General features: G+C 37.4%; 28 protein-coding genes. 16 read left to right on the top strand and 12 right to left on the bottom strand.

Features of this window, described 5'->3' with window-relative positions; genetic code table 11:
- Positions 1-77: 77 nt before the first annotated feature.
- Positions 78-743, bottom strand: a complete 666-nt coding sequence (locus IL355_RS17340; protein WP_192463365.1) for a uracil-DNA glycosylase family protein — start codon at positions 741-743, stop codon at positions 78-80.
- Between the two features lie 128 nt (positions 744-871).
- Here IL355_RS17340 and IL355_RS17335 point away from each other — a divergent pair, with 128 nt between their 5' ends.
- Positions 872-1,000 (top strand): 30S ribosomal protein THX, encoded by a 129-nt coding sequence (locus tag IL355_RS17335; RefSeq protein ID WP_192463364.1) that lies wholly within the window; start codon positions 872-874, stop codon positions 998-1,000.
- On the opposite strand, the gene yaaA is transcribed toward IL355_RS17335, so the two are convergent.
- The 3 genes from yaaA to IL355_RS17320 all read right to left on the bottom strand — a co-directional run bounded on the left by yaaA (position 1,001) and on the right by IL355_RS17320 (position 3,484).
- Positions 1,001-1,762, bottom strand: a complete 762-nt coding sequence (yaaA, locus tag IL355_RS17330; protein ID WP_192463363.1) for a peroxide stress protein YaaA — start codon at positions 1,760-1,762, stop codon at positions 1,001-1,003.
- A gap of 105 nt (positions 1,763-1,867) precedes the next feature.
- Positions 1,868-2,893 (bottom strand): RluA family pseudouridine synthase, encoded by a 1,026-nt coding sequence (locus IL355_RS17325; protein ID WP_192463362.1) that lies wholly within the window; start codon positions 2,891-2,893, stop codon positions 1,868-1,870.
- A 3-nt stretch (positions 2,894-2,896) separates the two neighbouring features.
- Positions 2,897-3,484 (bottom strand): PASTA domain-containing protein, encoded by a 588-nt coding sequence (locus IL355_RS17320; protein ID WP_187458469.1) that lies wholly within the window; start codon positions 3,482-3,484, stop codon positions 2,897-2,899.
- A gap of 208 nt (positions 3,485-3,692) precedes the next feature.
- On the opposite strand from IL355_RS17320, the gene IL355_RS17315 reads away from it, so the two are divergent.
- From IL355_RS17315 to IL355_RS17295, 5 genes are all read left to right on the top strand, one after another.
- A complete protein-coding gene (locus IL355_RS17315) occupies positions 3,693-4,676 on the top strand; it encodes a D-alanine--D-alanine ligase (protein WP_192463361.1) in 984 nt (327 codons plus the stop codon).
- A gap of 80 nt (positions 4,677-4,756) precedes the next feature.
- Positions 4,757-5,212 (top strand): pantetheine-phosphate adenylyltransferase, encoded by a 456-nt coding sequence (gene coaD / locus IL355_RS17310; protein WP_192463360.1) that lies wholly within the window; start codon positions 4,757-4,759, stop codon positions 5,210-5,212.
- Positions 5,213-5,457: 245 nt separating this feature from the next.
- On the top strand, positions 5,458-7,302 hold the full coding sequence (locus IL355_RS17305) for a PAS domain-containing sensor histidine kinase (protein ID WP_192463359.1): 1,845 nt from the start codon (positions 5,458-5,460) through the stop codon (positions 7,300-7,302).
- Positions 7,289-7,693, top strand: coding sequence for a response regulator (locus tag IL355_RS17300; protein ID WP_192463358.1), 405 nt, complete (start codon positions 7,289-7,291; stop codon positions 7,691-7,693). The genes IL355_RS17305 and IL355_RS17300 overlap by 14 nt, the downstream gene beginning before the upstream one ends.
- A 96-nt stretch (positions 7,694-7,789) precedes the next feature.
- Positions 7,790-9,571: a M14 family metallopeptidase gene (locus IL355_RS17295; RefSeq protein ID WP_225621310.1), complete on the top strand. Its 1,782-nt coding sequence runs from the start codon at positions 7,790-7,792 to the stop codon at positions 9,569-9,571.
- A gap of 4 nt (positions 9,572-9,575) precedes the next feature.
- Here the strand turns inward: IL355_RS17295 and IL355_RS17290 are convergent, their stop codons facing one another.
- Complete coding sequence (locus IL355_RS17290) at positions 9,576-10,163, bottom strand: NUDIX hydrolase (protein WP_192463357.1); 588 nt, start codon at positions 10,161-10,163, stop codon at positions 9,576-9,578.
- A 7-nt stretch (positions 10,164-10,170) separates the two neighbouring features.
- Between IL355_RS17290 and pyrE the strand changes: the two genes are divergently transcribed.
- Both pyrE and IL355_RS17280 read left to right on the top strand, forming a co-directional pair.
- Positions 10,171-10,812, top strand: a complete 642-nt coding sequence (gene pyrE / locus IL355_RS17285) for an orotate phosphoribosyltransferase (protein ID WP_192463356.1) — start codon at positions 10,171-10,173, stop codon at positions 10,810-10,812.
- Between the two features lie 4 nt (positions 10,813-10,816).
- Positions 10,817-11,209, top strand: coding sequence for an SRPBCC family protein (locus IL355_RS17280; RefSeq protein ID WP_192463355.1), 393 nt, complete (start codon positions 10,817-10,819; stop codon positions 11,207-11,209).
- A gap of 5 nt (positions 11,210-11,214) precedes the next feature.
- Here IL355_RS17280 and IL355_RS17275 read toward each other — a convergent pair whose 3' ends face one another.
- A complete protein-coding gene (locus IL355_RS17275; RefSeq protein WP_192463354.1) occupies positions 11,215-11,946 on the bottom strand; it encodes a biotin--[acetyl-CoA-carboxylase] ligase in 732 nt (243 codons plus the stop codon).
- 96 nt (positions 11,947-12,042) lie between these two features.
- Between IL355_RS17275 and rsfS the strand changes: the two genes are divergently transcribed.
- The 6 genes from rsfS to IL355_RS17245 all read left to right on the top strand — a co-directional run bounded on the left by rsfS (position 12,043) and on the right by IL355_RS17245 (position 16,841).
- Complete coding sequence (rsfS, locus tag IL355_RS17270; protein ID WP_187458460.1) at positions 12,043-12,420, top strand: ribosome silencing factor; 378 nt, start codon at positions 12,043-12,045, stop codon at positions 12,418-12,420.
- Between the two features lie 9 nt (positions 12,421-12,429).
- Entirely contained in the window at positions 12,430-14,442 is a 2,013-nt protein-coding gene (gene ftsH / locus IL355_RS17265; RefSeq protein WP_192463353.1) for an ATP-dependent zinc metalloprotease FtsH, read from the top strand.
- A 66-nt stretch (positions 14,443-14,508) separates the two neighbouring features.
- Positions 14,509-15,123 carry an LUD domain-containing protein gene (locus IL355_RS17260; protein WP_192463352.1) on the top strand — a complete coding sequence of 205 codons (615 nt, stop codon included), beginning with the start codon at positions 14,509-14,511 and terminating at the stop codon, positions 15,121-15,123.
- A gap of 3 nt (positions 15,124-15,126) precedes the next feature.
- Positions 15,127-15,930, top strand: a complete 804-nt coding sequence (locus IL355_RS17255; protein ID WP_192463351.1) for a phosphatidate cytidylyltransferase — start codon at positions 15,127-15,129, stop codon at positions 15,928-15,930.
- Positions 15,920-16,603 carry a phosphatidylserine decarboxylase family protein gene (locus IL355_RS17250; RefSeq protein ID WP_192463350.1) on the top strand — a complete coding sequence of 228 codons (684 nt, stop codon included), beginning with the start codon at positions 15,920-15,922 and terminating at the stop codon, positions 16,601-16,603. Before IL355_RS17255 ends, IL355_RS17250 begins: the two co-directional genes overlap by 11 nt.
- Positions 16,578-16,841, top strand: a complete 264-nt coding sequence (locus tag IL355_RS17245; RefSeq protein WP_192463349.1) for an acyl-CoA-binding protein — start codon at positions 16,578-16,580, stop codon at positions 16,839-16,841. Before IL355_RS17250 ends, IL355_RS17245 begins: the two co-directional genes overlap by 26 nt.
- A gap of 5 nt (positions 16,842-16,846) precedes the next feature.
- Here the strand turns inward: IL355_RS17245 and IL355_RS17240 are convergent, their stop codons facing one another.
- Genes IL355_RS17240 through IL355_RS17225 form a run of 4 tightly spaced genes read right to left on the bottom strand, consistent with a single transcriptional unit; the run spans position 16,847 to position 20,943 of the window.
- Positions 16,847-17,608: a creatininase family protein gene (locus IL355_RS17240; RefSeq protein ID WP_192463348.1), complete on the bottom strand. Its 762-nt coding sequence runs from the start codon at positions 17,606-17,608 to the stop codon at positions 16,847-16,849.
- 44 nt (positions 17,609-17,652) lie between these two features.
- On the bottom strand, positions 17,653-18,921 hold the full coding sequence (locus IL355_RS17235) for a sterol desaturase family protein (RefSeq protein ID WP_192463347.1): 1,269 nt from the start codon (positions 18,919-18,921) through the stop codon (positions 17,653-17,655).
- Positions 18,922-18,970: 49 nt separating this feature from the next.
- Positions 18,971-19,672: a response regulator transcription factor gene (locus IL355_RS17230; RefSeq protein WP_192463346.1), complete on the bottom strand. Its 702-nt coding sequence runs from the start codon at positions 19,670-19,672 to the stop codon at positions 18,971-18,973.
- Complete coding sequence (locus tag IL355_RS17225) at positions 19,672-20,943, bottom strand: sensor histidine kinase (RefSeq protein WP_192463345.1); 1,272 nt, start codon at positions 20,941-20,943, stop codon at positions 19,672-19,674. The genes IL355_RS17230 and IL355_RS17225 overlap by 1 nt, the downstream gene beginning before the upstream one ends.
- A 240-nt stretch (positions 20,944-21,183) precedes the next feature.
- On the opposite strand from IL355_RS17225, the gene IL355_RS17220 reads away from it, so the two are divergent.
- Together IL355_RS17220 and IL355_RS17215 are read left to right on the top strand one after the other, a co-directional pair.
- Positions 21,184-22,329: a hypothetical protein gene (locus IL355_RS17220; RefSeq protein WP_192463344.1), complete on the top strand. Its 1,146-nt coding sequence runs from the start codon at positions 21,184-21,186 to the stop codon at positions 22,327-22,329.
- A 6-nt stretch (positions 22,330-22,335) separates the two neighbouring features.
- On the top strand, positions 22,336-22,827 hold the full coding sequence (locus tag IL355_RS17215) for a doxx family protein (RefSeq protein WP_192463343.1): 492 nt from the start codon (positions 22,336-22,338) through the stop codon (positions 22,825-22,827).
- 6 nt (positions 22,828-22,833) lie between these two features.
- Here IL355_RS17215 and IL355_RS17210 read toward each other — a convergent pair whose 3' ends face one another.
- A complete protein-coding gene (locus IL355_RS17210) occupies positions 22,834-23,418 on the bottom strand; it encodes a hypothetical protein (RefSeq protein WP_192463342.1) in 585 nt (194 codons plus the stop codon).
- 264 nt (positions 23,419-23,682) lie between these two features.
- On the bottom strand, positions 23,683-24,252 hold the full coding sequence (locus IL355_RS19400) for a TetR/AcrR family transcriptional regulator (protein WP_192463341.1): 570 nt from the start codon (positions 24,250-24,252) through the stop codon (positions 23,683-23,685).
- Between the last annotated feature and the right edge of the window lie 209 nt (positions 24,253-24,461).

Genomic DNA, 24,461 nt, shown 5'->3' with positions numbered 1-24,461 from the left:
TTAAACATAATACTTCCGGTTAAAACATTTCATTTGCCGGGCGGGAACATACTAATTTGAAGGGTAAAAATAAAGTTCTAAGGAATAAAAAATTGCCTGTATTGATCCACTCTAAAATCTAGAGTGTTGTAAGAAGGGTTTTTTACCTTTCTTGCCTTGTATTCTAGTAGACTTCCCACAGCTCTGTTCGCAGCACCGGATGGTGCTGTTAATGAAACCGTCCTAACCTCCCTTTTTGATCGGGGCAACTGAAATTTATAAATTCTTGGAACAACATCCGTTATGGTCTCCAGGCTAATTTTTTTAGGTTTGATCAGCTTTCTAAAAAAATACTCAGGACCATTTTTACTGTTCCCTCCCATAAACAGAATGGTATCTATCTTTTCATATTCTTCCAAATAGGAAATCATGGGCCGTAGTTGTACATTTTGCATTCCCAAATCAGAAGCGTCTATTTTCTCTCTTTCGGCACTTTCCACAATATCACAAACACCAATTTTATGCTTAACCAAAAAGTCTTTACGCTGATTTATAGCAAATTCCGTAGTTTCATATACCAATCCAAGACCAAATAATCGGTCCAAAATAGGCCACAGCATTCCACTTCTACTTCCGTAGCAAAAATCTACATCATCAGGTTTTAACTGTCCTTCCGTAAACCGAGGTGGTGGCAAAGTACCTACTACTAACTTAGTAGCTTCAGGAAATAAAAAGGACTTATAGGGGTGGGTGTGTAAAAACAAAATAGCATATTTTGATTACAAACTTACAAGTTTGAAGTGATGCAAACCCTGTCAAAGAAGCTAACATCTTATTTAATACCATTTGACTTGAATCTGTTAATTAACTACTTTCCCAAAAATTAAGAATTATGGGGAAAGGAGACAAAAAATCAAGAAGAGGGAAAATTGCCAACAGGTCTTATGGCTCAAAAAGGCCCAGAAAAATAAAAAGGAAGCCCACGGTAGAGGAAAAAATAAGCCTGAGCAAGAAAAAATAATTATCTCACAAAAACTGGCTCCAACTCTTTTTGGGTATATTCTTCACTAAATTTATACCCATCGTAGTCAAAACCTTTTATATCGTCTACGGTACTGGCACCGGTATCTATAATATAACGTACCATGGAGCCCCTTGCTTTTTTAGCAAAAAAACTAATGACTTTTAGCTTGTCATTCTTCCAATCTTTAAAAACTGGCGCTACAACTGGAACTTTGAGCGACTTTTTATCCACAGCTTTGAAATACTCATTACTTGCCAAATTGATGAACAACTCGTCATCTTTTAGCTCATTGTTCAAGGCCGCTGTTATATCCTTTTTCCAGAACTGATAAAGATTTTCTTTTCTACCTACTTCTAGTTTGGTTCCCATTTCCAAACGATAGGCCTGCATTAAATCCAACGGTTTTAATATTCCGTATAAGCCCGAAAGAATTCTTAGCGTATCTTGAAGTACACCAATTTTTTCCGTAGTTATGCTAAAAGCATCCAAGCCTTGGTACACATCTCCACTAAAAGTATAAATAGCTGGTCGGGCATTTTCCTTATTGAAAGGAGTAGAAAAATTTTGATTTCGTTCCCAATTAAGTTCTGCCAAATTATCTGAAATTGACATCAGGTCTTTTAAGGCTTTAGGCTTTTTCTTGGCCAAAACCTTATTTAGCTTTACAGCCTGATCTAAAAAAATGGGTTGTGTGGATTGTATTTGAGGGAATTCTGTTTCAAAATCCAAAGACTTTGCAGGAGAAACTACTATTTTCATTATTCTTCGTTCTTTAAAAGATAAAGCAAATTTACTGATGTTACTTTAGATCATCAACCAAGAAAAAAAAGACTTTTCAATAGGAATATTGAGTAAAACTATGATTTACTGACTATGCTTGGAATAGTGTCTCCACTTTTCAATACACTGCACCATATCCGCCGGAATTTCAGAGTCAAATCGCATTTGCTCCCCTGTAACTGGGTGAACGAACCCTAAGGTTTTTGCATGCAATGCCTGTCTTGGCAATAATTTGAAGGCATTATCTACAAATTGCTTGTACTTTGTAAAAGTGGTCCCCTTAAGTATTTTATCGCCCCCATAACGTTCATCATTGAACAAGGTGTGGCCAATATACTTCATATGCACCCTTATTTGGTGGGTACGGCCGGTCTCTAGTTTACATGACACCAAAGTAACATAGCCCAAACGCTCCAAAACCTTATAATGTGTAACGGCCTCCTTGCCTTCATCTCCTTCCGGAAAAACCTGCATTTGCAATCGGTTTTTAGGATTTCTGGCGATGTTACCTTCGATGGTTCCTTCTTCATCCTCTACATTTCCCCAAACCATTGCAACATATTCTCTTTCTGAAGTCTTATCAAAAAATTGTTTGGCCAAATGGGTCATTGCTGCTTCTGTTTTTGCAACAACCAACAATCCTGAAGTATCTTTATCTATTCTGTGTACAAGACCAGGTCTTTCATTACTGTTTACAGGCAAATCCTGTATGTGATGAAGTAGGGCGTTGATAAGGGTACCGGAATAATTTCCATGTCCCGGATGTACCACCATGCCAGCTGGTTTGTTCACTACTAACAACACATCGTCCTCATAGACAATATCCAAAGGAATATCTTCCGGCACCAAGAGAAACTCATGCGGCGGGTGTTCTAACAATACCTTTACCTCATCTCCCGGTTTTACCTTATAGTTCTGCTTTACAATGCTACCATTTACCCAAATATGCCCACTTTTTGCGGCCTGTTGTATTTTGTTTCGGGTGGCATACTCTATAAAGTTCAATAAAAACTTATCTACCCTTAAAGGGTCTTGGCCTTTGGAAGCAATAAAACTATGATGTTCAAAAAGTTCATCATCGCTCCAATCAGCAGTATCATTAGATTGCATAGGCTATTCAGAATCTGCTTGAACCCTGGCTTGATCCGTTACGGTACCGTTACCACATACGAGTTCAATCTTAGAAGTTTTAGGTAATTTATCACCCGGCTTAACGTATTTGCCCTTATATTTTAAATGGTAGACCATGTTCTTACCAAGTTCGTCTATATAAGTTACACGCTGAACGTCCAAACCAACCGCTTTAAGCATAGAGGCCGCATTACGTTGGGTCACTTGAATGATATTAGGGATAGAAACCTTTTTGTAGCCTGATGGATTTACAGTAAAATAAATTTTTCTGTTTTCTTTTACTTTATTTCCAGCTGGCGGATTTTGCTCAATAATTGAAAACCTTGGAAAATCGGGATTATAATTGGCAGAATCCAAGACCTCATAGCGCAAACTGGCATCCTCAACAGCTTTTCTCATTTCCGGAACGGACATTTTGGAAAAATCCGGTACTTCCACAAATTCTCCATGATTGGTGCTGCTATCCAACCATCTTAGAACAACAAAAACTAAAATTATGGATATCAATAGGGCCAATCCCAATTGAATTAAAAATACCTTACTCCTAAGAAAATTAAAGAAATTTCGCATATGAGGTGTTTTGACCTAACAAATATAAGTAATGATGTTGGTTGTTAATTAGCTTTTAAATCAAAGTTGGAAATACCTGCCTTTTTCCAATTAAACTATAAAAACTACTAGAGATACGTCTTGTAATACGCAATAGGATTTCCATCAGTAAAAAATTAAACGCATTGTTACTTTTTTCTTTTCTTTGAACTAAGCTAAAAACGGGCAGATGAAAAAAAATATTGCCATCATTATGGGTGGCTACTCCAGTGAAGTTGAAATTTCCCTGAAAAGTGGAAATGTGGTTTATGAATCTATGAACAAGGATAATTTCAATTTATACCGTATCCATATTTTAGAGGAAAAATGGGTATATGTGGATGATGACAATAAAGAGTTTCCGGTAAACAAAGATGATTTTTCGGTAGAAAAAAATGGAGTGAAAGTTCATTTTGACTGCGTTTTTAATGCTATACACGGTACTCCTGGAGAAGATGGGCTCATGCAGGCCTATTTTGAACTTTTAGGAATAACACATACATCCAGCGATTATTACCAATCCGCGCTTACATTTAACAAAAGGGACCTTTTAAGCACCTTGAAGCCGTATGGCATAAAAGCAGCGGAATCCTATTATTTAAATCTGGGAGACGTAATTGATACAGTTGAAATTGAAAAAAAGGTGGGGTTTCCGTGCTTTGTAAAAGCGAACAAGGCGGGTAGCAGTTTTGGTATATCTAAAGTTTACACTAAGGAAGAGTTGATACCGGCCATTGAAAAAGCGTATAAAGAGGATGATGAAATCATTATTGAATCCTTTTTAGACGGAACGGAAGTATCCGTTGGAGTTATTACATATAATGGAGAAATAAAGGTGTTACCGATCACCGAAATTGTAAGTGACAACGACTTTTTTGACTACCAGGCAAAATATGAGGGAAAATCACAAGAAATCACTCCTGCTAGACTTACAAAAAAGCAAGAAAAAAACGTCATCATCACTGCAAAAAAGGCCTACGAAGTTCTTAAAATGAGCGGTTATACCCGAAGCGAGTTTATTTTCAGGGGAGACGAACCCTACATGTTGGAAATGAATACCACCCCTGGTCTTACAAGAGAGAGTATTTTACCTCAACAGGCAAAAGTTGCAGGTATATCAATTTCAGAATTATTTGAAAGCGCCGTACAGGAGGCAATTAACAAAAAAGGGTAATTTTAATAAAAAGGACTTTTTGCTAAATAGAATGGTTAAATTACAACTGAAAATTTAGCAGACAACCAACCCCTCATAATATGAAACGTGCAATTTTTCCTGGCTCTTTTGATCCGTTGACTTTAGGTCACTATGATATTATTACTAGAGGTATTACCCTTTTTGATGAAATTATAATTGCTATTGGGGTGAATGCGGACAAGAAATATATGTTTTCCTTAGAGCAACGAATGGACTTTATAACCAAGGCTTTCAAGGAGGAACCAAAAGTGCTCGTACACACCTACGAGGGGCTTACCGTGGATTTTTGTAGGAAGATGAACGCTAGTTTCATTTTAAGGGGATTAAGGAATCCCGGAGATTTTGAGTTTGAAAAAGCAATTGCCCATACCAATCGGAAACTATCGGAGATAGAAACGGTATTTTTGCTTACATCGTCAGGTAAATCTTACATTAGCTCCTCAATTGTTAGGGACGTTATCAGAAATGGAGGAGACTATACAGGGTTGGTCCCAGAGACGGTCAGAGTGCCTTAGCCTGAATTTTTCACTAAGTCAGGTAATTTTTAGCCATATTTCCACGTTTTAATTGATGATTTCCATCAATAGAGGACTTACGAATAAAATTTTTAACATATATTCGTAAGAAATAACCTTCAAGTGAAAAATGTTCTCGAGCAAACCACTTGAAATGGAACTCAAACCACGGGTTTTTTAATGTTCACAACAAACCTTTAACCAAGAACATTAATCGCTCTACATTAGTACGAAATTTCGTTAGTATGCCGAAAGGATCTGAAATAGCCGACCATAAATACCTCATTAAACAGCTGCCAACGGCAACTGCCTTTGTGAATACAGACTTTGAGTTGGTATATGCATCTGACAAGTGGCTGTCTCAACATAATCAAAACCCCTGCGAAGCTTTTGGCAAAAGAATTGATTATCTATACCACATCAACAACCAATTGGTAAATACTTTAGGTGATTGTATAATTGATAAGATAGATCGCACTTTTGAAGAATGTAAATACGATCCTTCCGGAAAGAAATGGTTTGAATGGCATTGCAATCCTTGGTTAGACTCCAAAGAAAATGTTATCGGCTTAATTATTAGGACGGAAGATGTTACACAGCTTAAACTGTCAGAAATTAATCTAGGTAGATTGCGCTCCAAGTTGGATATTATTTCAGAAATTGGAAAAATAGGAAGCTGGGAATATGACCTTATTGCAGACAAGGTTATTTGGTGTGGTGTCACTCGAAAAATTCACGAAGTTGAGAATAATTTTGAACCTACCCTTGAACAAGGAGTTGCTTTTTACAAAGAAGGTTACAGTAAAAATCTAATTTCCATGGCTGTTCACGATGCCTTGACCAAGGGCAAACCCTACAGTGAAAAGTTGCAGATCATAACAGCCAAAGGAAACGAAATTTGGGTGCAGGCCAACGGCACGCCTGTTTATGAAGACAATAGGATCGTAGCCCTCCGAGGTACTTTTCAAGATATTAACGATAAGGTAAAATCTGAACACAAAACAAAGGCAAACGAAACTTTGTTACGAACCCTTATTGATAATTTACCTTTAAACATCTATATAAAAGATAAAGAGTCCAGAAAAATTTTGGTCAATAAAGCGGAATGTGAATATTTAGGCATTAGCGACGTGAATGAAATTCTGGGAAAAAACAATTTTGAGCTTTACGATAAGGATATTGCAGAGACTTTGAACAGGGAGGACCAGCAAGTTATGGACACTCTCGTTCCTATCCTAAACAAGGAAAGTAGAATCCGAAATAAGAATGGAGAAACAACTACTTTTCTTATCTCCAAAATTCCATTAAAAGATGAGTTTGGCAAGGCCAATGGTATTGTAGGTATCAGTCATGATATTACAAAACTTAAACAAAATGAGGCCAAACTAAGGGATTTGGTGAATGTTGCCTCTCTTCAGAATAAGAAATTAATTAATTTTGCGCATATTGTTTCACACAACCTTCGTTCCCATACGGCGAATTTTTCCATGTTGTTGGAATTTCTGGTGGATGAAAAAGATGAAAAAGAGAAACAAAATATTATGGGCATGCTCACCAATGCCTCCAACAATCTAATGGAGACCTTGGAAAATTTAAATGAGGTTGTTGCTATCAATACCAATATAGGGCTGGAAAAAAAGCCTATAGCGCTTTATGATAAAATTCAGGTAGTAGAGCAAAACCTAACCGCCTTTCTCAAAAGTCACAATGCTACAATTATCAATGATGTTCCAATAGATGCTATCATTCAAGTGGTACCCCCTTATATAGAAAGCATTTTAATGAATTTCATAACCAATGCGGTTAAGTATAGTGACCCCAAGAGACCCCCCTTAGTAAAATTAAGTTGCAGAAAAACCTCTGGCTCGACCATATTGTCCATTGAGGATAACGGACTAGGCATCGACTTAAAAAAATATGGGGACAAATTGTTTGGAATGTACAAAACCTTCCATAACCACAAGGATTCCAGAGGAATAGGGCTATATATTACAAAAAACCAAATAGAATCAATGAATGGTCGTGTCGTTGTCTGTAGCGAAGTAGGGACTGGCACTACCTTCAACATTTATTTTAATGAAGAAGATTGATAGCATTTGTATTATTGATGATGACCCTATTACGGTCTTTGGCATGCAAAAAATGCTCAGTCTTGCGGTGGATTGCCCTCAAGTAGAATCATTCGTAAATGGCAAAACGGCCATTGAAGAGATCAAAAAGAATTTTAAGAATACCGGCAAACTACCAGAGGTTATCTTTTTGGACCTCAACATGCCCATTATGGACGGATGGCAATTTTTAGATGAATTCGTTAAAATACCCACTTCGGAAAAAATTAGGGTAAATATTATTACCTCTTCTATTGACCGTCACGACAAAGAGAAGTGGAAACTCTATCAAAAAAAGACCCACCACGTTATTGATTACAACGAAAAACCGCTATATAAAGCCGAGGTAGCCAGAATTACAAAAAAGGCTTAGTAACATTCATTCTATTGGTGACACAATAACGTAACTTTAACTACACTTCTATCAACTTGTTATAAAGAAGAAAAGGCTTTTGATTAATTTTGTGGCATGATAAAAATACGGCCACTTACCAAAATCCCATTTCTTACCAAACTGGCTATTGCAGTTACCTTTTTTGCTATTTCATGTGAATCTGAAAAAGAAGATAATAGCAAGGAGTACGAAACGCATTTTGAGGCTTCCCAAGGAACAGAAACGGCAACCTACCTTCAGGTTATAGATTTCTACATTCAATTGGCTAAGGAATTTCCTGAGATTAATATGCAAACCGTTGGTCAAACAGATAGCGGTTTCCCCCTTCACATAATTACCTACAACCCGGATGGGGACTTTAATTTCCAAAAAATCAACGATAAAAAAACAATTGTACTTATCAATAATGGCATTCACCCTGGGGAAAGCGATGGAATTGACGCTACAATGTTATTGTACAGAGATTTGGCCATTGGTAAACTAAGAGCACCGGAAAAAACGATATTGGTGACTATTCCAATTTATAATATTGGTGGGGCACTAAACAGAAACTCCACCACTAGGGTAAACCAAAACGGTCCTGTTTCCTATGGTTTTAGAGGAAACACCCTTAATTATGACCTTAATCGTGATTTTATAAAAGCGGACACCAAAAATACAAGGTCTTTCTACGAGATTTTTCATTTGGTAAATCCCGATATTTTTATCGATAACCACGTTAGCAATGGGGCCGATTATCAATATACGCTAACACATCTATTTACCCAACATAATAAACTAGGTGGCGATTTAGGAAATTACCTCCATCAAAAATTTATGCCAGAATTGGAAGGAAAACTTAAAAAGGAAGATTGGGATATTACACCGTACGTAAACGTTTTTAACAAGGTGCCCGAGAGTGGTTTTTCGCAGTTTATGGATCATCCCCGCTATTCCACGGGTTACACCACCCTATGGAACGTTCTTGGACTCATGGTAGAAACACACATGCTCAAACCCTATAAGCAAAGGGTAGAAGGCACCTATGCACTTATGAAAAACACCATGGACATAGCCGAAGAAAATTTTGATCAAATAAAACAACTACGAACAGAAGCATTGCACCGTCATAAAAACTGGGACTACTACCCTACTCAATGGGCAGTTGACACCACCAGGACAACAGAATTAAAATTTTTAGGTTTTGAGGCGGACACACTAACGAGTGAGGTTACGAACTTGCAAAGACTTAAATACGATAGAAATAGACCCTTTGAAAAAAAGGTTGATTATCAGAATTTTTACAAACCCGTTGATTCCGTGAAGATTCCCGAGTCCTATATATTGAAAAGGGGATGGTCTAAGGTTACAGAACTCTTGGATTTAAACAATATAGACTATACTACCTTCCAAAAAGATACTATCATTACCGTAGAAAGCTATTCCATATCAAGTTTTTCTACCCGAAACACTCCATATGAAGGTCACTATTTACATGACGATACAGAACTGAAGACTACGACCAAGAAGATAAAATTTCAGCAGGGCGATATCAATATCCCTACAGACCAGAAAGGAATAAGGTATCTTATGGAAGTTTTGGAACCCACCACCGCAGATTCCTTTTTTAACTGGAATTTCTTCGATTCCATTTTACAACAAAAAGAAGGTTTTTCCCCTTACGTCTTTGAGGACTTGGCATTAAAAATTTTGGAAGAGAACCCAACATTGAAAGACAGTCTTTTTTCTAAAAAAGAAGATGATCCTACATTTGCTCAAAATTGGTACGCACAGCTAGATTACATTTATAAGAATTCCAGATATAACGAACAGGCCCATAACCAATACCCAGTATACAGAGTACTAAAAAAAGAGTAGGGTGTTAATCCCCGAACAAGAGTTTTATATTGGGATAAGAATTTTGTAGTGCCTTTTGAATTTTCTGTGGCCCCTTCCATTTAACCTTAAAGATACCTTCCTTTTTTTCAGGCTTTAATTTGCCATCGTATTCGGTTTTCATGGCATACCAATGAACTTCCTTCAAAGTATATTTGCCATTGTTGCTAAAAACGTGATAGGTAGTCCTAAGGAAATTTTCAATTCGCAAATCCTTAACTCCAGTTTCTTCCATAACCTCTCTAACGGCGCAATCTTCAATAGATTCCCCTTTATCTAGCTTGCCTTTTGGCAAATCCCACTTTTCGTTCCTATAAATAAAAAGAACCTCACCCATCTTATTGGTTACAACGCCTCCCGCTGCAACTACCAATGGTATCTCCTTGGTAAATTTCTTTAGAATTTCTTCGTGGTTGGGGTGATAGATATAAGCAGCTTCTAGCTTTTTTTTCTTAAGTGCCTTAATGGCAGTCTGTATAGAACTTTCGTTGAGGGGAAAATATTCTCCATTACCAGTTTCGGAGAGTTTATTTGTTAGAATCAACGGTAATTCGTTCACAAAAACTTTATACATTTGCGCTATGGTTTTAGACAAAAACACCGCTAAAAAAACAGCCGAGCTTCTGTTGCAAATTAATGCAATAAAGTTGAAACCGGAAAATCCTTTTACATGGGCTTCCGGATGGAAATCCCCCATCTATTGTGACAACAGAATTTTATTGTCCTATCCTGCCATTCGTAACTTTATTAAGGAAGAAATGGCGAAACAGGTGGAAAGCCTGTATGGAAAACCGGATATTATTGCCGGCGTTGCCACTGGCGCCATTGGTATTGGTGCCCTGGTGGCAGACGTTTTAGGTCTTCCTTTCATTTATGTACGCCCAGAACCAAAAAAGCACGGCAGACAGAATCAGATTGAAGGAAAGCTTGAAAGTGACCAAACCGTGGTTGTTATTGAAGATTTGATCAGTACCGGCAAAAGTAGTTTAAATGCCGTTGAAGCTTTAAAAAGTGCCGGTGCCAATGTAAAAGGAATGATTGCGGTTTTCACCTATGGTTTTCAGGTAGCTGATGAGAATTTCGCTGAAAAAGCAATTGAATTACATACACTTAGTGATTATGAACATCTGATTCAACAAGCTTCGGAAACGCATTTCATAAAAGAAGAACAATTAAATACGCTAAGGGAATGGCGCACTAATCCTTCCCAATGGAAAAAATAGACGAATGCATATAGAAACTCCAAACACAATTGTACCTAAAGGGGATAAAGAAGTATTTGAATTTCTTACCGATTTGAAAAATTTCGAAAAATTAATGCCTGAAAACATTGACAAATTTCAAGTGATCAATGAAGATAGATTTCTATTTGCACTTAAGGGTATGCCAGAAATTGTGCTTCAAAGAAAGCAACAGACTCCAAATAGTCAAATTGTATTAGGGGCCGCTAGTGAAAAATTACCTTTTTCACTTACAGCTAATATCATATCAATTACTGATGAATCAAGTGAAGTCAGCCTAAGTTTTGAAGGTGAATTCAATGCAATGATGGCCATGATGATTAAAAAACCCATCACTAATTTTATGGGTACCCTATCTGAAAATTTAGGTAAGATATAATTCCTTTAATAAAGCAGTTTCACTTCTTTAAGACCAAACTCTTTGAGAATACGGTCTTCAAGTTCTATTTGTAACTTGCCCTGCGGAGACACTCCTTTTATAAAGCCCATAAACATTTGGTCTTTTACATTTTTAAAAGTGGAAGGTTTGTTTAACCGAAAAAGAAGCTGGTTATATTCTTGCCAGATTCCTTGGTCCCCATCCTTTTCAAGCTTTTGGAAATACTTTTTTAATTGTTCTACCAAGGAGAAGAGCAGTTCCTCCAGTACCAAAGTTCTTCCTAACAACAATTTTAATGAAGATGCGTTTACTAAAGTACCAAATTCGGTTTGGTTTACGTTCAGTCCAATTCCCAAGATGGCCGATTTCAATTTGGGCCCGGATAGTTGAGATTCAATAAGGATGCCACATATTTTAAAACTGCCTGACAGAATGTCGTTAGGCCATTTTACTCTTAAATCAGGCACACCAATAGATTTTAAAGTTGAATGAACAGCTAGGGAAACAATGACATTTAATAAAAATAAGGAATCTGAAGTTAGCGATAAATTGCTTTTCAACACACTGAAAGTTAGGTTTTTACCAGATTCAACCTGCCAAGAAGAGCCCATTTGGCCTTTACCTTTGGTTTGGTTGTTAGCCGTAACCACGGTAAAATCCGTAAGTACTGTACGGAGCGCCATTTCCTTTAAATAATCGTTAGTGGACTCCGTGGCATTAAGTTTGATTAAATACATAAACTATGGTTTCGGTAAATTATACGTCTATTGTACGAAAAACTGAACCGTAAAGAGCAAAAAAATAAATAACTTTGTAGAAACTAAAATTTTTGAATGCAAGAAAGCAAAGCCAGCGCAGATGAATTGATTGCAGTAATCCTACAGGGGATTGAAGAAGTCAAAGGACAAGATATTAGTTTACTCGACCTAAGAGATATAGAAAATACAGTTTGTGACTACTTTATTATATGTAACGGTACTTCTAACACACATGTGAACGCAATAGTAGGATCAATCCGAAAAACCGTAAGCAAAGCTATTAAAGACAAACCTTGGCATGTAGAAGGAGAAGATAATGCCGAGTGGATCCTTATGGACTATGTGAACGTTGTTGTGCATGTTTTCCAAAAACAAATTAGGGAGTTTTATGACATAGAAGGACTTTGGGGAGATGCCAAAGTTACCTCTGTAGAAAGTAGTTTAAACCAGTAAAAGACAAGAATGGCCAAAGATAATAACAGTACGAACCCTAAAAAACCTAAATTCAGCTCATGGTGGATTTACGGTATAATAGCGGTATTTTTAATAGGTTTCCAATTTTTGGGTAGTGGTAATTTTGCCAGTACAAAGAAGACCACCACCTCTGAATTACAGGAGTATTTAAGAAATGGTGATGTAAAGGAAATCATGATCATCACCAATACGAGACAGGCAAAGGTCTTTCTAACAGAAGAAGCTTTGGCCAAAGATGTACATAAGGAGGTAAATGACCAGCCCTTTCTACCATCTACGGGGGCTACGCCACAATATGTCTTGGATTATGGTGATCTTCAGAATTTTGAGAACGAAATCAAAAACATTAAGAAGGAAAACAATTTAGATACGATTGTTGACTATGATACGGACAACAATTATCTAATGGACCTTCTACTTGGTATCCTACCTTTTGTTTTAATTATTGGTATATGGATATATCTAATGCGAAGGATGTCTGGCGGAGGTGCCGGAGGTGCAGGTGGTCAGATATTTAACATTGGAAAATCAAAAGCCAAACTCTTTGACGAAAAGACAGATACCAGAACGTCCTTTAAGGATGTTGCCGGTTTGGAAGGCGCAAAAGAAGAGGTAGAAGAAATAGTAGAGTTCCTGAAGAACCCGGACAAATACACCTCTTTAGGGGGTAAAATTCCTAAAGGAGCATTACTTGTAGGACCTCCGGGAACTGGTAAGACCCTTTTGGCAAAAGCAGTTGCCGGAGAGGCCAAAGTACCTTTCTTCTCGCTGTCCGGTTCAGATTTTGTTGAAATGTTTGTTGGTGTGGGAGCTTCTCGTGTACGTGACCTTTTTAAACAAGCCAAAGACAAATCGCCGGCAATTATCTTCATTGATGAAATTGATGCGATTGGTAGGGCCCGTGGTAAAAATAATTTTACTGGAAGCAATGATGAGCGCGAAAACACCTTGAACCAGCTTTTAACGGAGATGGATGGTTTTGGAACCAATACCAATGTAATTGTATTGGCAGCCACCAACCGTGCAGATGTTTTGGACAAGGCTCTAATGCGTGCCGGCCGTTTTGATAGACAGATTTATGTGGATCTGCCCGATATTAGGGAGCGTAAGGAAATTTTTGAGGTTCATTTAAGACCAATTAAGACTGCGGAAGCGCTAGACCTAGAATTTTTGGCAAGACAAACTCCCGGATTCTCTGGGGCGGATATTGCCAATGTTTGTAATGAAGCTGCTCTAATTGCCGCTAGAAAAGAAAGGAAAGCCGTGACCAAGCAAGACTTCTTGGACGCTGTTGATAGAATTGTAGGTGGCCTTGAGAAGAAAAATAAAATTATAACTCCAGGTGAAAAGAAGACCATCGCCTTTCACGAAGCGGGTCATGCTACGGTTAGCTGGATGCTTGAACACGCCGCGCCATTGGTTAAGGTGACCATTGTTCCAAGAGGTCAGTCCCTAGGAGCTGCATGGTACTTGCCAGAGGAGCGTTTAATTGTTCGTCCGGAACAGATGCTGGATGAAATGTGCGCCACAATGGGAGGTCGAGCTGCAGAAAAGGTAATTTTCGATAAAATATCTACCGGAGCACTAAGTGATTTGGAAAAAGTGACCAAACAGGCAAGAGCCATGGTAACCATTTATGGTCTCAATGATGAAATAGGCAACCTCACCTATTACGATTCTTCCGGTCAGGATTCCTACGGTTTCAGCAAACCTTACAGTGAGGATACCGCTAAAAAAATAGATGAGGAAATCTCTAAGATCATTGAGGAGCAATACCAGCGAGCTATCACGGTACTTACTGAGAACAAGGATAAGTTGACAACCTTAGCAGAAAGACTTTTGGACAAAGAAGTAATCTTCAAAGAAGACTTGGAGAAGATTTTTGGAAAACGCCCTTTTGATAAGGAGTTTGACGAAAAAGGCCAAGAAAAGCTAGGGGATGTCAGTACTTCAGATTCAGAAACATCCGGAACTTTGACGCAAGAGGGAGAAGAAAAATAATTCATTTAAATTAACGTTTTCTTTATCTTCGGGAAACGAAATTTTATACAGAGGTTAAAAGACTAAATGGGGCTATTTGACAAATTATTCGGCGGTGGCAACAAAAAGAAAGTTTCAAAGGAAACTGCGGAAACTAGAGGAGCCCATATGCCGGACTTGAACATTCCCGTTGATGAAAAGTTTACCATCCACTTTAAAAAGAACGGTGGTAAATTTCTCTATTGTGATTCTTTCTCCGAAATATCACAGGCTTTAAAGAATATCATTAATGAGAATAGTTGGCAAGACCAATCCTTCTTTGCCTTAAGCCCTACCTTAAAAGAGAAATTCTCCAAAGAAAAGGTGAAGTTTACTGATAAAAGCTCACAAAGTGAGGTTTTCTTTACTACGTGTGAGCATTTGGTGGCGCAGAATGGATCTATTCTAGTTTGCTCTAATCAATTGATGGACAAAAAGCTTAATGAGATTCCCTATAATGTTATTGTATTCGCTACTACTAGCCAACTGGTGGAATCCATAGGGGAAGGGCTAAAAGTCATTAAGAAAAAATATGCAGGAAGCATACCTGCCAATATTACTACCTTAAAACATTTTCAGGCAACCGAGGAAAACTCAGATGATTTTCTAACTTACGGGAGTAGTTCCAAAAATCTGTATCTTTTACTTTTGGAAGACCTGTAAATTATGAGTGAAATTTTAAGGCGTTCCTTAACCGGCGCTGTTTATATTGTTTTATTATTATCCGTTGTTTTTCTAAGCTCAGATGCATTTGATTTTCTTTTCATGGTATTTGGACTGGCCTGCCTCAATGAATACAAAAAATTAGTTGGCCTAAAAGGATTACATATATACTTTGCCTATCTAGTACTTTGGTGGGCATTTATATATTTTGTTACGGATATGTGGCCTATTTACACCCTACTTCTTTGTACGTTGGCTACTAACTTCGCCCTTTTATTTTATCTTTTTTATAAGAAAGAACGTCTTTTCAACACGCTTCAAAAATGGCTTATAGGGCTGTTTTATATTGGTGGCGGTTTTATTTTCCTAACAATGATTCCTTATACCAATGATGACTTTGTGAAGTTCCTTATAATAGGTATTTTTATCTTGATTTGGGTGAACGACTCATTTGCCTATATAACAGGTAAAGCTTTTGGACGTCATAAATTATTTAGCAGAGTTTCTCCTAAAAAGACCATTGAAGGTGCATTGGGTGGATTGCTTTTTGCCATGGGAACCGCTTACTTTTTGGGAAAATATGAACCTATAATTACCCCGGTACAATGGGTGTTAATAGCTGTCGTTATTGTAGTGGCAGGTAGCCTTGGGGATTTAGTGGAATCAAAATTAAAAAGGGCTGCTGGCGTAAAAGACAGTGGGGCCCTATTGCCAGGACATGGTGGTATGCTTGACCGATTGGATAGTTTGGTCTTTGCGGCACCTTTTGCTTTTTTAACTTTAAAGATTATTGACTATGTTTCATAGAGAGGGCCAGAAAATTATATTGATCACTTTTTTTATTGTCTGCGCCATTATTCTGGTATCTCAATTTTATATAGACCTGCCATGGCTACGGTGGATATTGCAAATTGCCGCGATTATTTTTCTTATTCTCATTTTACAGTTTTTTAGGAACCCTACCAGAAGGGCCAATAAAACTTTTGATGAAATTTTAGCTCCCGTAGATGGTAAGGTAGTTGTTATTGAAGAAGTAGAAGAAACGGAATACTTCAAGGACAAGAGAAGACAAGTATCCATATTTATGTCTCCTACCAATGTACATGTTACCCGCTATCCTGCTAGTGGAAGTGTAAAATTTTCCAAATATCACCCTGGCAAATACCTTGTGGCATGGCACCCCAAATCAAGTACGGAAAATGAACGTACTACAGTAGTCATAAGGACCCCTAAGTTTGGAGATATCCTTTACAGACAGATAGCCGGTGCTTTGGCTAGAAGGATCGTTAATTATGCCGAAGAAGGTGAAAGCGTGCAACAAGGGGAAGACGCAGGGTTTATAAAATTTGGCTCAAGAGTAGACTTGTTTTTACCATTGGACTGTGCTGTTACCGTTAAACTGAATCAAAAAGTGGTAGGCGCAAAAACTTGTATAGCTGCAGTTGTAAAAAAGGATGAAGAAGGAGAAATTACATACTGATTTTGCGAAGGCCGTTGAATTTATCAACAGTTACACCAATCCTTTACCAGCAGATTTGTTGTTAAAACTCTACGCCTACTACAAGATTGCCAATAAAAACTTTCGAAGTCCGGACAGTAAAGTTCCTTTAATTAATGCCTTTAAGGCGAACGCTCTTATCCAAGCAAAAAATATGAAACGTGAGGAGGCAATGAAAGCTTATATTAAATTGGTGAATACCGAAGTACGTAAAATTTAAGTATATCATTCATACAAATCCTCAATATCTGCCTTACAAATATCCAGTACCAATTGTGACATTTTTTCCGTAACGTCCTTAAAAAAACGTTCGCCTTTTTCTGCAGTTGCCTTTTCCGGATTACCCACTCCTGTATCTTCGCTCACCTGAGACCATTTTCTTTCGGCCCAAGCCCAACCTTCATTAAATCCGTTTATCTTCCATTTTTTCACAGTTCCTCTACCCCATTTTTCTTTGCCCAAGACCAAATCCGGTCGTAAATAAAGCATTAAACTAGTCTCCATCTCGTCTGCGTGATCTCCTTCCTCCTCAAAATATAACGTCTTATCTACCACCGATGGAAAAAAACAAAAGCTGATGAACATTTTCGGAAATTTTAATCCCAACTCGCGTACCAACGGCTTAAAATTATTACCTCCATGTCCATTAAAAATTAGTAGTTTATGAATACCCTGTCTATTAAGTACTTCTACAATATCTGTAAGGATGGCTAGTTGAGTACTTGGATTGAGATTGATATCCAAGTAAATATCAGACTGACCGGTGTTTACCCCAAATGGAATAATCGGTAAGACAATAGGTTTACCTCCTTTTTTATGGGCCAATCGAGCCATTTCGGCTACCATATGCTCGGCTTGAATATTATCCGTAGCATAAGGCAAATGATAGTTATGGGCTTCGGTAGCTCCCCATGGCAAAATAGCCATATCATATGTAGCTCCTTTAAGCTCTTCCCAATTGGATTCAGCTAAAATATAGGGTCTCATAAATTAAATTTAGTTATAAAAATAAGATTGAAAACTGTCAAAACCTACAAAACCAAATCCTTAGATATGGATGACCTTTCAAAGTACGTAAAGTAGATGGTGAGGAAAAGGGTAATCATGAAATACAAGGCAACCAATAGGCTACCAGAAGTCAAATATTGGTCTAAGCCAAACCAATCTCCCATTAAATAAATATAGGCAAGCCCTACAATAGACCGAACAGACTCAACCAATACGGCGATTGGATTGCGGTCCATAAGACTCGTATAACCATAGATTCCTATGAAAACGAAAGCTCCAAAGATTAGCAATCCATCTACACCAATAGTAGAATAATTAAAAAACATAAACCACAACATTAGTAATGTCGCTATCAACTGAAAAATAATGTAACTATTTAACCATACGGAAGTTTGGGTTTTATAGCGTTCAAAATTATATACGTCCTCAATAATTTCAATAGGATATAAATCCTTCACATCCCTAGGACGCCAACCAGTGGGCATTACCCAAATTTTAAATTTATCAGCAATATTTTTAGTTCGCCAAGCATCTTGAACCATTCGCCATAAGTGTTGAAAATTTATAAGGATAGGATTCCATGTCCTGACCGGTTTCAATACACCATATTGAGGTCGCACATCTTCCAATTCTTCTTGGAAGGTTCCAAACCATCTATCCCACACACAAAGTATCTGACCTAAATTTTTATCAATATATTCTGGATTTATGGCATGATGTACCCTATGCTGACTGGGCGTTACAAGAACATATTCTAACCACCCTAATTTACCAATATGCTGTGTATGATACCAAAACTGGGCAAACAAATGTACAGGTGCAAGAATGGCTATGACCTTATTTGGCACACCTAAGAGGGCCGCAGGCACTAAAAACAAAGCAAAGAAACCCAATAAATTTGAGATGGGTTGCCTTAAGGCACAGGCCAAATTAAACTCTTCGCTACTATGGTGAATGACGTGTTGGTTCCAGAAAAAATTCACCTTGTGGCTTAACAGATGATTCAAATAACCGGCAAAGTCTATAGCAATAAATGCCGCTAACCAAACCAGCCAAGTCTGTTCTATGTGTACCAAGGATAAGTGCTCTACCAAAAAAGGATAGGATACCAAAATTAAACCTAAACCAAGGGTATCCTTTATAATATTGGTAAAGCCCGAGCTTATACTTGAAACGGAATCCAAAACATTATGCTTTTGATTTTTAATGAGGTAACCATACCCAATTTCTATTACCAGAAGTACTACAAAAAATGGAATGGCATACAAAAGAGCGTTTGCATAGGTTTCCATAGTTTCCAAAATTTTCCACTTAAGATAATAAATTAAGCAGAAACGTGATCTAATCTTCCTTATGTCTTAAAATATAGCCCTTATTATGAACGTTTTCTATTTTAATTGCAGGATCACGTTCCAAATACTTTCTAAGCCTAGTGATAAAAACGTTCAAACTCTTTTTATTAAAATAATCGTTTTTTCCCCAAATCTTGATTAAAATATCCTTGTGATTGGAAAGTTTATTTTTTCGTTCTAACAAAAAGGAAAGCAACTCACTTTCTTTCACGGTAAGCGTAATGGTTTCTTCTTTAAAGGACAGTTCTTGGTTAATGGTATTAAAACTAAAATTACCAATTTGAATTAGTTCTGGAGCGTTTTCGTTTTTCACTGAAGGCGTTAGTCTATTTAATAAATTTTCTATTCTTATGACCAACTCTTCTTCATCAATGGGCTTCTTAAGATAATCTACGGCACCTAAGTAAAATCCTTTTAACACATCTACCTTAAGCGACTTTGCGGAAAGAAATATAAATGGAAAATTAGGGAAGTCCTTTTTAATCTTCTCGGCAAGACTAAAACCATCCCTTTTGGGCATCATAATATCGAATATCCCTAAATCAAAAGATGAACTTTGGGAATGCTTTAGGCCCTCTTCCCCGTTCTTGGCCCAAGTGACATCAAAATTTTTCATTTTTAAATACTCAGAAAGTAAGTACCCTAAGGCCTCATCATCTTCCACTAATAAAATTCTTCTTTTCTTGTCCATTATTCTAAAATAGGAATTACCATTGTAACCTTGGCTCCTTGCCCCTTCTCACTATCTATTAAGACCTTTCCCTTATGCCTCTTTATAACTTTGTATACGTAACTCAATCCCAACCCATGCCCTTTTACAGTATGTAAATTGCCATTAGTGCCCCGGTAAAATTTTTTAAACACGTTTTTTCTTTCCTCATGGGACATTCCCCTTCCGTTGTCCGTTACTTCAATAAACAACTTAGATTTTTCTGTATATGCTTCTAATTTAATTACAGGGTCTTCGGCATATTTTTTAGCGTTATCGAGGATGTTGTTAATAGCATTTTCGAGATGAAATACTTCTGCGTTCAAAAGAAGAGACTCCCCACTAATTTCATAACTAAATTGCGCATTTTCTATGGAGACCAATGTTCTAAAATTGGAACATAACCGTTCTAAATTCGGTTTAAAATCTACCGGCTCCAATTCCATGACGGCCTTTCCGGATTCCAAACTTGCCAATTGCAAAACTTTATCTATATGTGTAGATAATCGTTCTACCTGTTGCCTAACAATTGAGAGTACAGGTTTTTGCTTTTCGGAAGCTGTTTCACCCAATAGTTTAGTGGCCAAACCAATGGAGAAAACAGGGGTTTTTAATTCATGTGTTAGATTATTGATGAATTCATTGGTGGTGGTAATAATATTACTTTGCCAGTAATAGGTTCGTAACACCCAAATAACGGTGACACAAATACCCAAAAGAAACAAGATACTGGGAAACGTTAGGCCGTTAAGTTTTGCTAAAAAATAGTTGTTAAGATTCTGAAATTGAAGTTCCAGTACAACTGGAGCATCAAAAGTTTCGTTAAAATATCCTTCTAACATTAAAGGATAGTGATCTGAATCTTCAGTGGTTTTTTGAAAAGAGGGAGAATTTAACTCGTAATCCGTGCCCTTTACTTGCAAATTGTATCCAAATTCCGATTCAATTCCTTGGTTAAAAAGTTGTTCTTCTATAAAATCCCTCAGAAAATGATTGGCTACTTTTTCTAAACTATCGGTGCTCACCTTAAAAAACGAAGTATCCTTTTCAATGGCATTACGTACCAAATAAGTCAGTTTATTATCTACTTCCAAACCACTTTTAATAACTACAGAAGCCTTCTCAATTTTAGACTCAAATTGCACTTTGGCCAAGTTTAGTCCTATTCTTAGGTATTGATATTGTACAAAGGCCAAACCAATAATGGATGCAATGAACAGTATTATATAAAAGTTTCTCCTTTTCAAAATCATTACTAATTAACCAAAACAATTAGACTGTTTAATCTACTTTAATATTTCATTAAGCACCTTAAACTTTCATTAAGCTTTCTTACTATCTGCTTAAACCTTATTCTGGGCCATTTCTTCTAAGTTTACCAATGTAAATGATTTAATCATGAGTTCAGTTAATGTGTAAAAACATTTTTTCAGTGCCAGCTCCTCTCCTACGGGGAGTTGGTTTTTTCCAACCAACCTCTAATTACCTGACCAATGTTAAGAAAATCAATTTTCTTTGGCCTTCTATTTCTTGCGGCCACTTTTCAATTACAAGCCCAAGGGTGTGTAGCTATTAGACATTTTTCCTCTTGTGTTGGAAATAGTCTAGAAAACAACCTTTTGAATAAAGGTGATTTTCAAATCGGTACCAATTATAGATATTTTAAATCCTTTAGACACTTTAGGGGCACTGAAGAAGAACCAGATCGCTTAAGCAATAACACTGAAGTAATCAACCACTCCCATTCTTGGGATTTCTTTGCCACCTATGCCATTAGCAACAGATTGTTCACCAGTTTGACAATCCCTACGGTAATTAATACACGTTCATCACTGTATGAACATGGTAGGGAAGAAAGGAATACAACGTATTCTAGAGGGCTTGCAGATATCAGATTTGGTTTTGGGTATTGGCTTTTTGACCTTGAAAAATATCCAAATGGCAACCTAGCTTTAGGCTTGGGCGTAAAATTACCGACGGGAGATTTTAATGCATCCGATATTTTTTACAACGTGGGGCCGGAAGGGGAACCTCAAACGAGACCTGTTGACCAATCCATACAGCCGGGTGATGGAGGGTTTGGCCTCACCCTCGACTTTCAGTTATACCAAAAACTTGCCAATAATTTGTTTAGCTACGCAAGTGGATTTTATCTCATTAACCCGAGGGAAACCAACGGCACACGAACCTTTAGGGAAACCCTTAGTCCTATTCTGCAGAACGAGGCCATTATGGCAGTACCTGATCAATATTCGGCTCGCGTGGGGGTTAGTTATACCATTTCCCCTACAATTTCCGCCTCTTTGGGAGGTAGGTTCGATTGTGTTCCTGTAAAGGATTTTATTGGTGGAAATGAAGGTTTTAGAAGACCTGGCAATGTTCTTTCCGTTGATCCCGGGCTAAGCTACATGAAAAGCAACTTTACGGTAAACCTCAATGTTCCCTTTGCCGTTAGGCGTGACAGACCCCAAAGTATTACCGATAGACAAACAGAAGAACTAACGGGCGAACCACGAAATGGAGATGCGGCATTTTCAGATTACGTAGTGAACTTAGGTATATCCTATCGATTTTCCAATAATAAAATAAAGCTCAACCCGGAACTAAAAAACACCTTTAACCGAGAAGAAAGCAAATAGTAACGTATGCAACTGGAAAAAAATAAAAATAGATACCTACAAATTGCCATTGGATTGGTCTATTTATGGTTTGGAGGACTTAAGTTTTTCTCCAAGCATAGCCCTGCAGAAGACTTGGCAATAGACACCATCAATCAACTTACTCATTTTTTGATTCCTATGGAGATATCAATATATCTTTTGGCCATTTGGGAAACAGGGGTTGGTCTGTGCTTGCTCTTTAATCTATTTAAAAAGAATACCATCAGAATTACGGCAGTCCATATGATTTTGACCTTCTCACCGTTAATTTTTTTCCCTCAGTTGATTTTTGAGGAAAATGTGTTTTCACTTACGCTATTAGGTCAATATATCATTAAAAACATAATCATTCTTGCAGCACTTGGGGTGCTATGGTCTGAAGTTAGGGAAGAAGAAAAAAAACTTGTATCGGATACAAGAAAAGAAGAGGAAGAGCATTCCGTTTTGGGTTTGATCAAACTTTTTAAACTAAGATAGAATTCATTAATTGGGACCTATCATAATATGGGCCCTAAATGTTCCGGGATCCATTAACCAAGGCATACCTTTGTCATGAGGTTTGGTAGGCAGTCCCGTTGAAGCCGCAGTAGCGAAAGGTGTGTATATTACATACCTGAATTTACCATCTAAAAGTTCACCTGTTTCCGTATTGTAAGCTTCGTCACTACCATAATAAACGTACATCATGCTAGGTACAATGGGCATTTGCCATTTTCCAGCGGCTACCTCTGCCCCTTGAATTTCACGCTTTTCCTTTGTATTCTTTCCCTCAGCGGTCAATTCCCTACCTCGTTTCATGAACGGCTCCAATTCCTTGGAATAGCATGCAACGCTAATCCCTTCGTTTTTTGGATTATCTGCCAGACATATCATGTTATTCGTCCCCTCCTGAAGTACCGTTAGATTTCCACTTTTGTCATAACCATAGACCATGGCGCCCGCCTTTTCACTTTCCGGCAGCGGTAAAGTGGCCGTTATAATTTGAATTTCAGGATCCACTATGCTTATTTCTTGTCCATAATTTATAGCAAAAGATAGTATACAGATGAAGGTTACAAAAGATTTCATAGGCCTCGCTTTTTTTAAAGATACGAAAAACGTGGAAGCATTTTGTAAAGACCTATAAAAGCAGAAACCCCTTGACGAAATGACGCGGGGGAAATGTCAAAACGTACTCTCGGGGTTTCCATCAACTTAAGAAGAACAAGTCTTAACAAATAAGACTTGGGGCTACAACTTAAACTCTACAAACAATTCAACCAATTGAACTTGGCACAAATGTAATTAAAGATACGTTATAAATGAATACATATTCATTTATATTGTTAAAATTTATGCCTTGATGGCATCCCAACAGATAATGAAAGTCTGTCTAACAATTTCAGGGGTGAGCTTTATTCCCTTGTGAGTCAAATGCCTGGCCAAATTATCTACGTAACCATACATAAGGGGGATAAGAATATCATCGCTTAAATTTTTAACAATTAATTCTTCCCTTCCAGCTTCAAGAAGTCGGCGAATGTGGTCAACAAATAGGGAGTCTATTTTTTTGGTGTCATCATCCAACAGAGGTGAATACCTAAATTCATGCATAAAGGCCACCTCGGCTGCATTGGAGGTGCGAAATTCAAGTACATTGGACCAAATGGTAGACAACTGTTGTTTGATCGGCAAGTGTTCTACTGCCGGAAGAATGGCCAATGTACCTTCTGAAATAAGTCGTTTATAAAGCTCATTGAATAGCTGTTCTTTGCTATTAAAATAGATATAGAGGGTTCCACTGGCAACTTGAGCTTTCTCGGCAATGGCAGACATGGTAATCTTATTTAGACCTAGTTCCCCTGTTAGCTCAATTGCCGCATTAAAAATAGCTTCCTTTTTCTTATTGTCCTTTAGTCTCACACGACTAAAATAGGGAATTAACTGAATATAGATTCGGTTTTAAGAGTAAGTACATGATTTATAGATGCAATACCTTAACCGATGCTTATGACACATAAGGTAACTTAGAAATCCCCAATTTCAGGGATGTACATTTCTTTTGCCTCAATTAATTTTGTCTTATTCCGATATTTATTAAACCAAACCTTAAATTTTAAACATGTTACTTC

It is taken from the genome of Euzebyella saccharophila (genome assembly GCF_014855495.1).
Lineage (GTDB): Bacteria > Bacteroidota > Bacteroidia > Flavobacteriales > Flavobacteriaceae > Euzebyella > Euzebyella saccharophila.
This window is presented reverse-complemented; position numbering and strand designations above follow the sequence as displayed.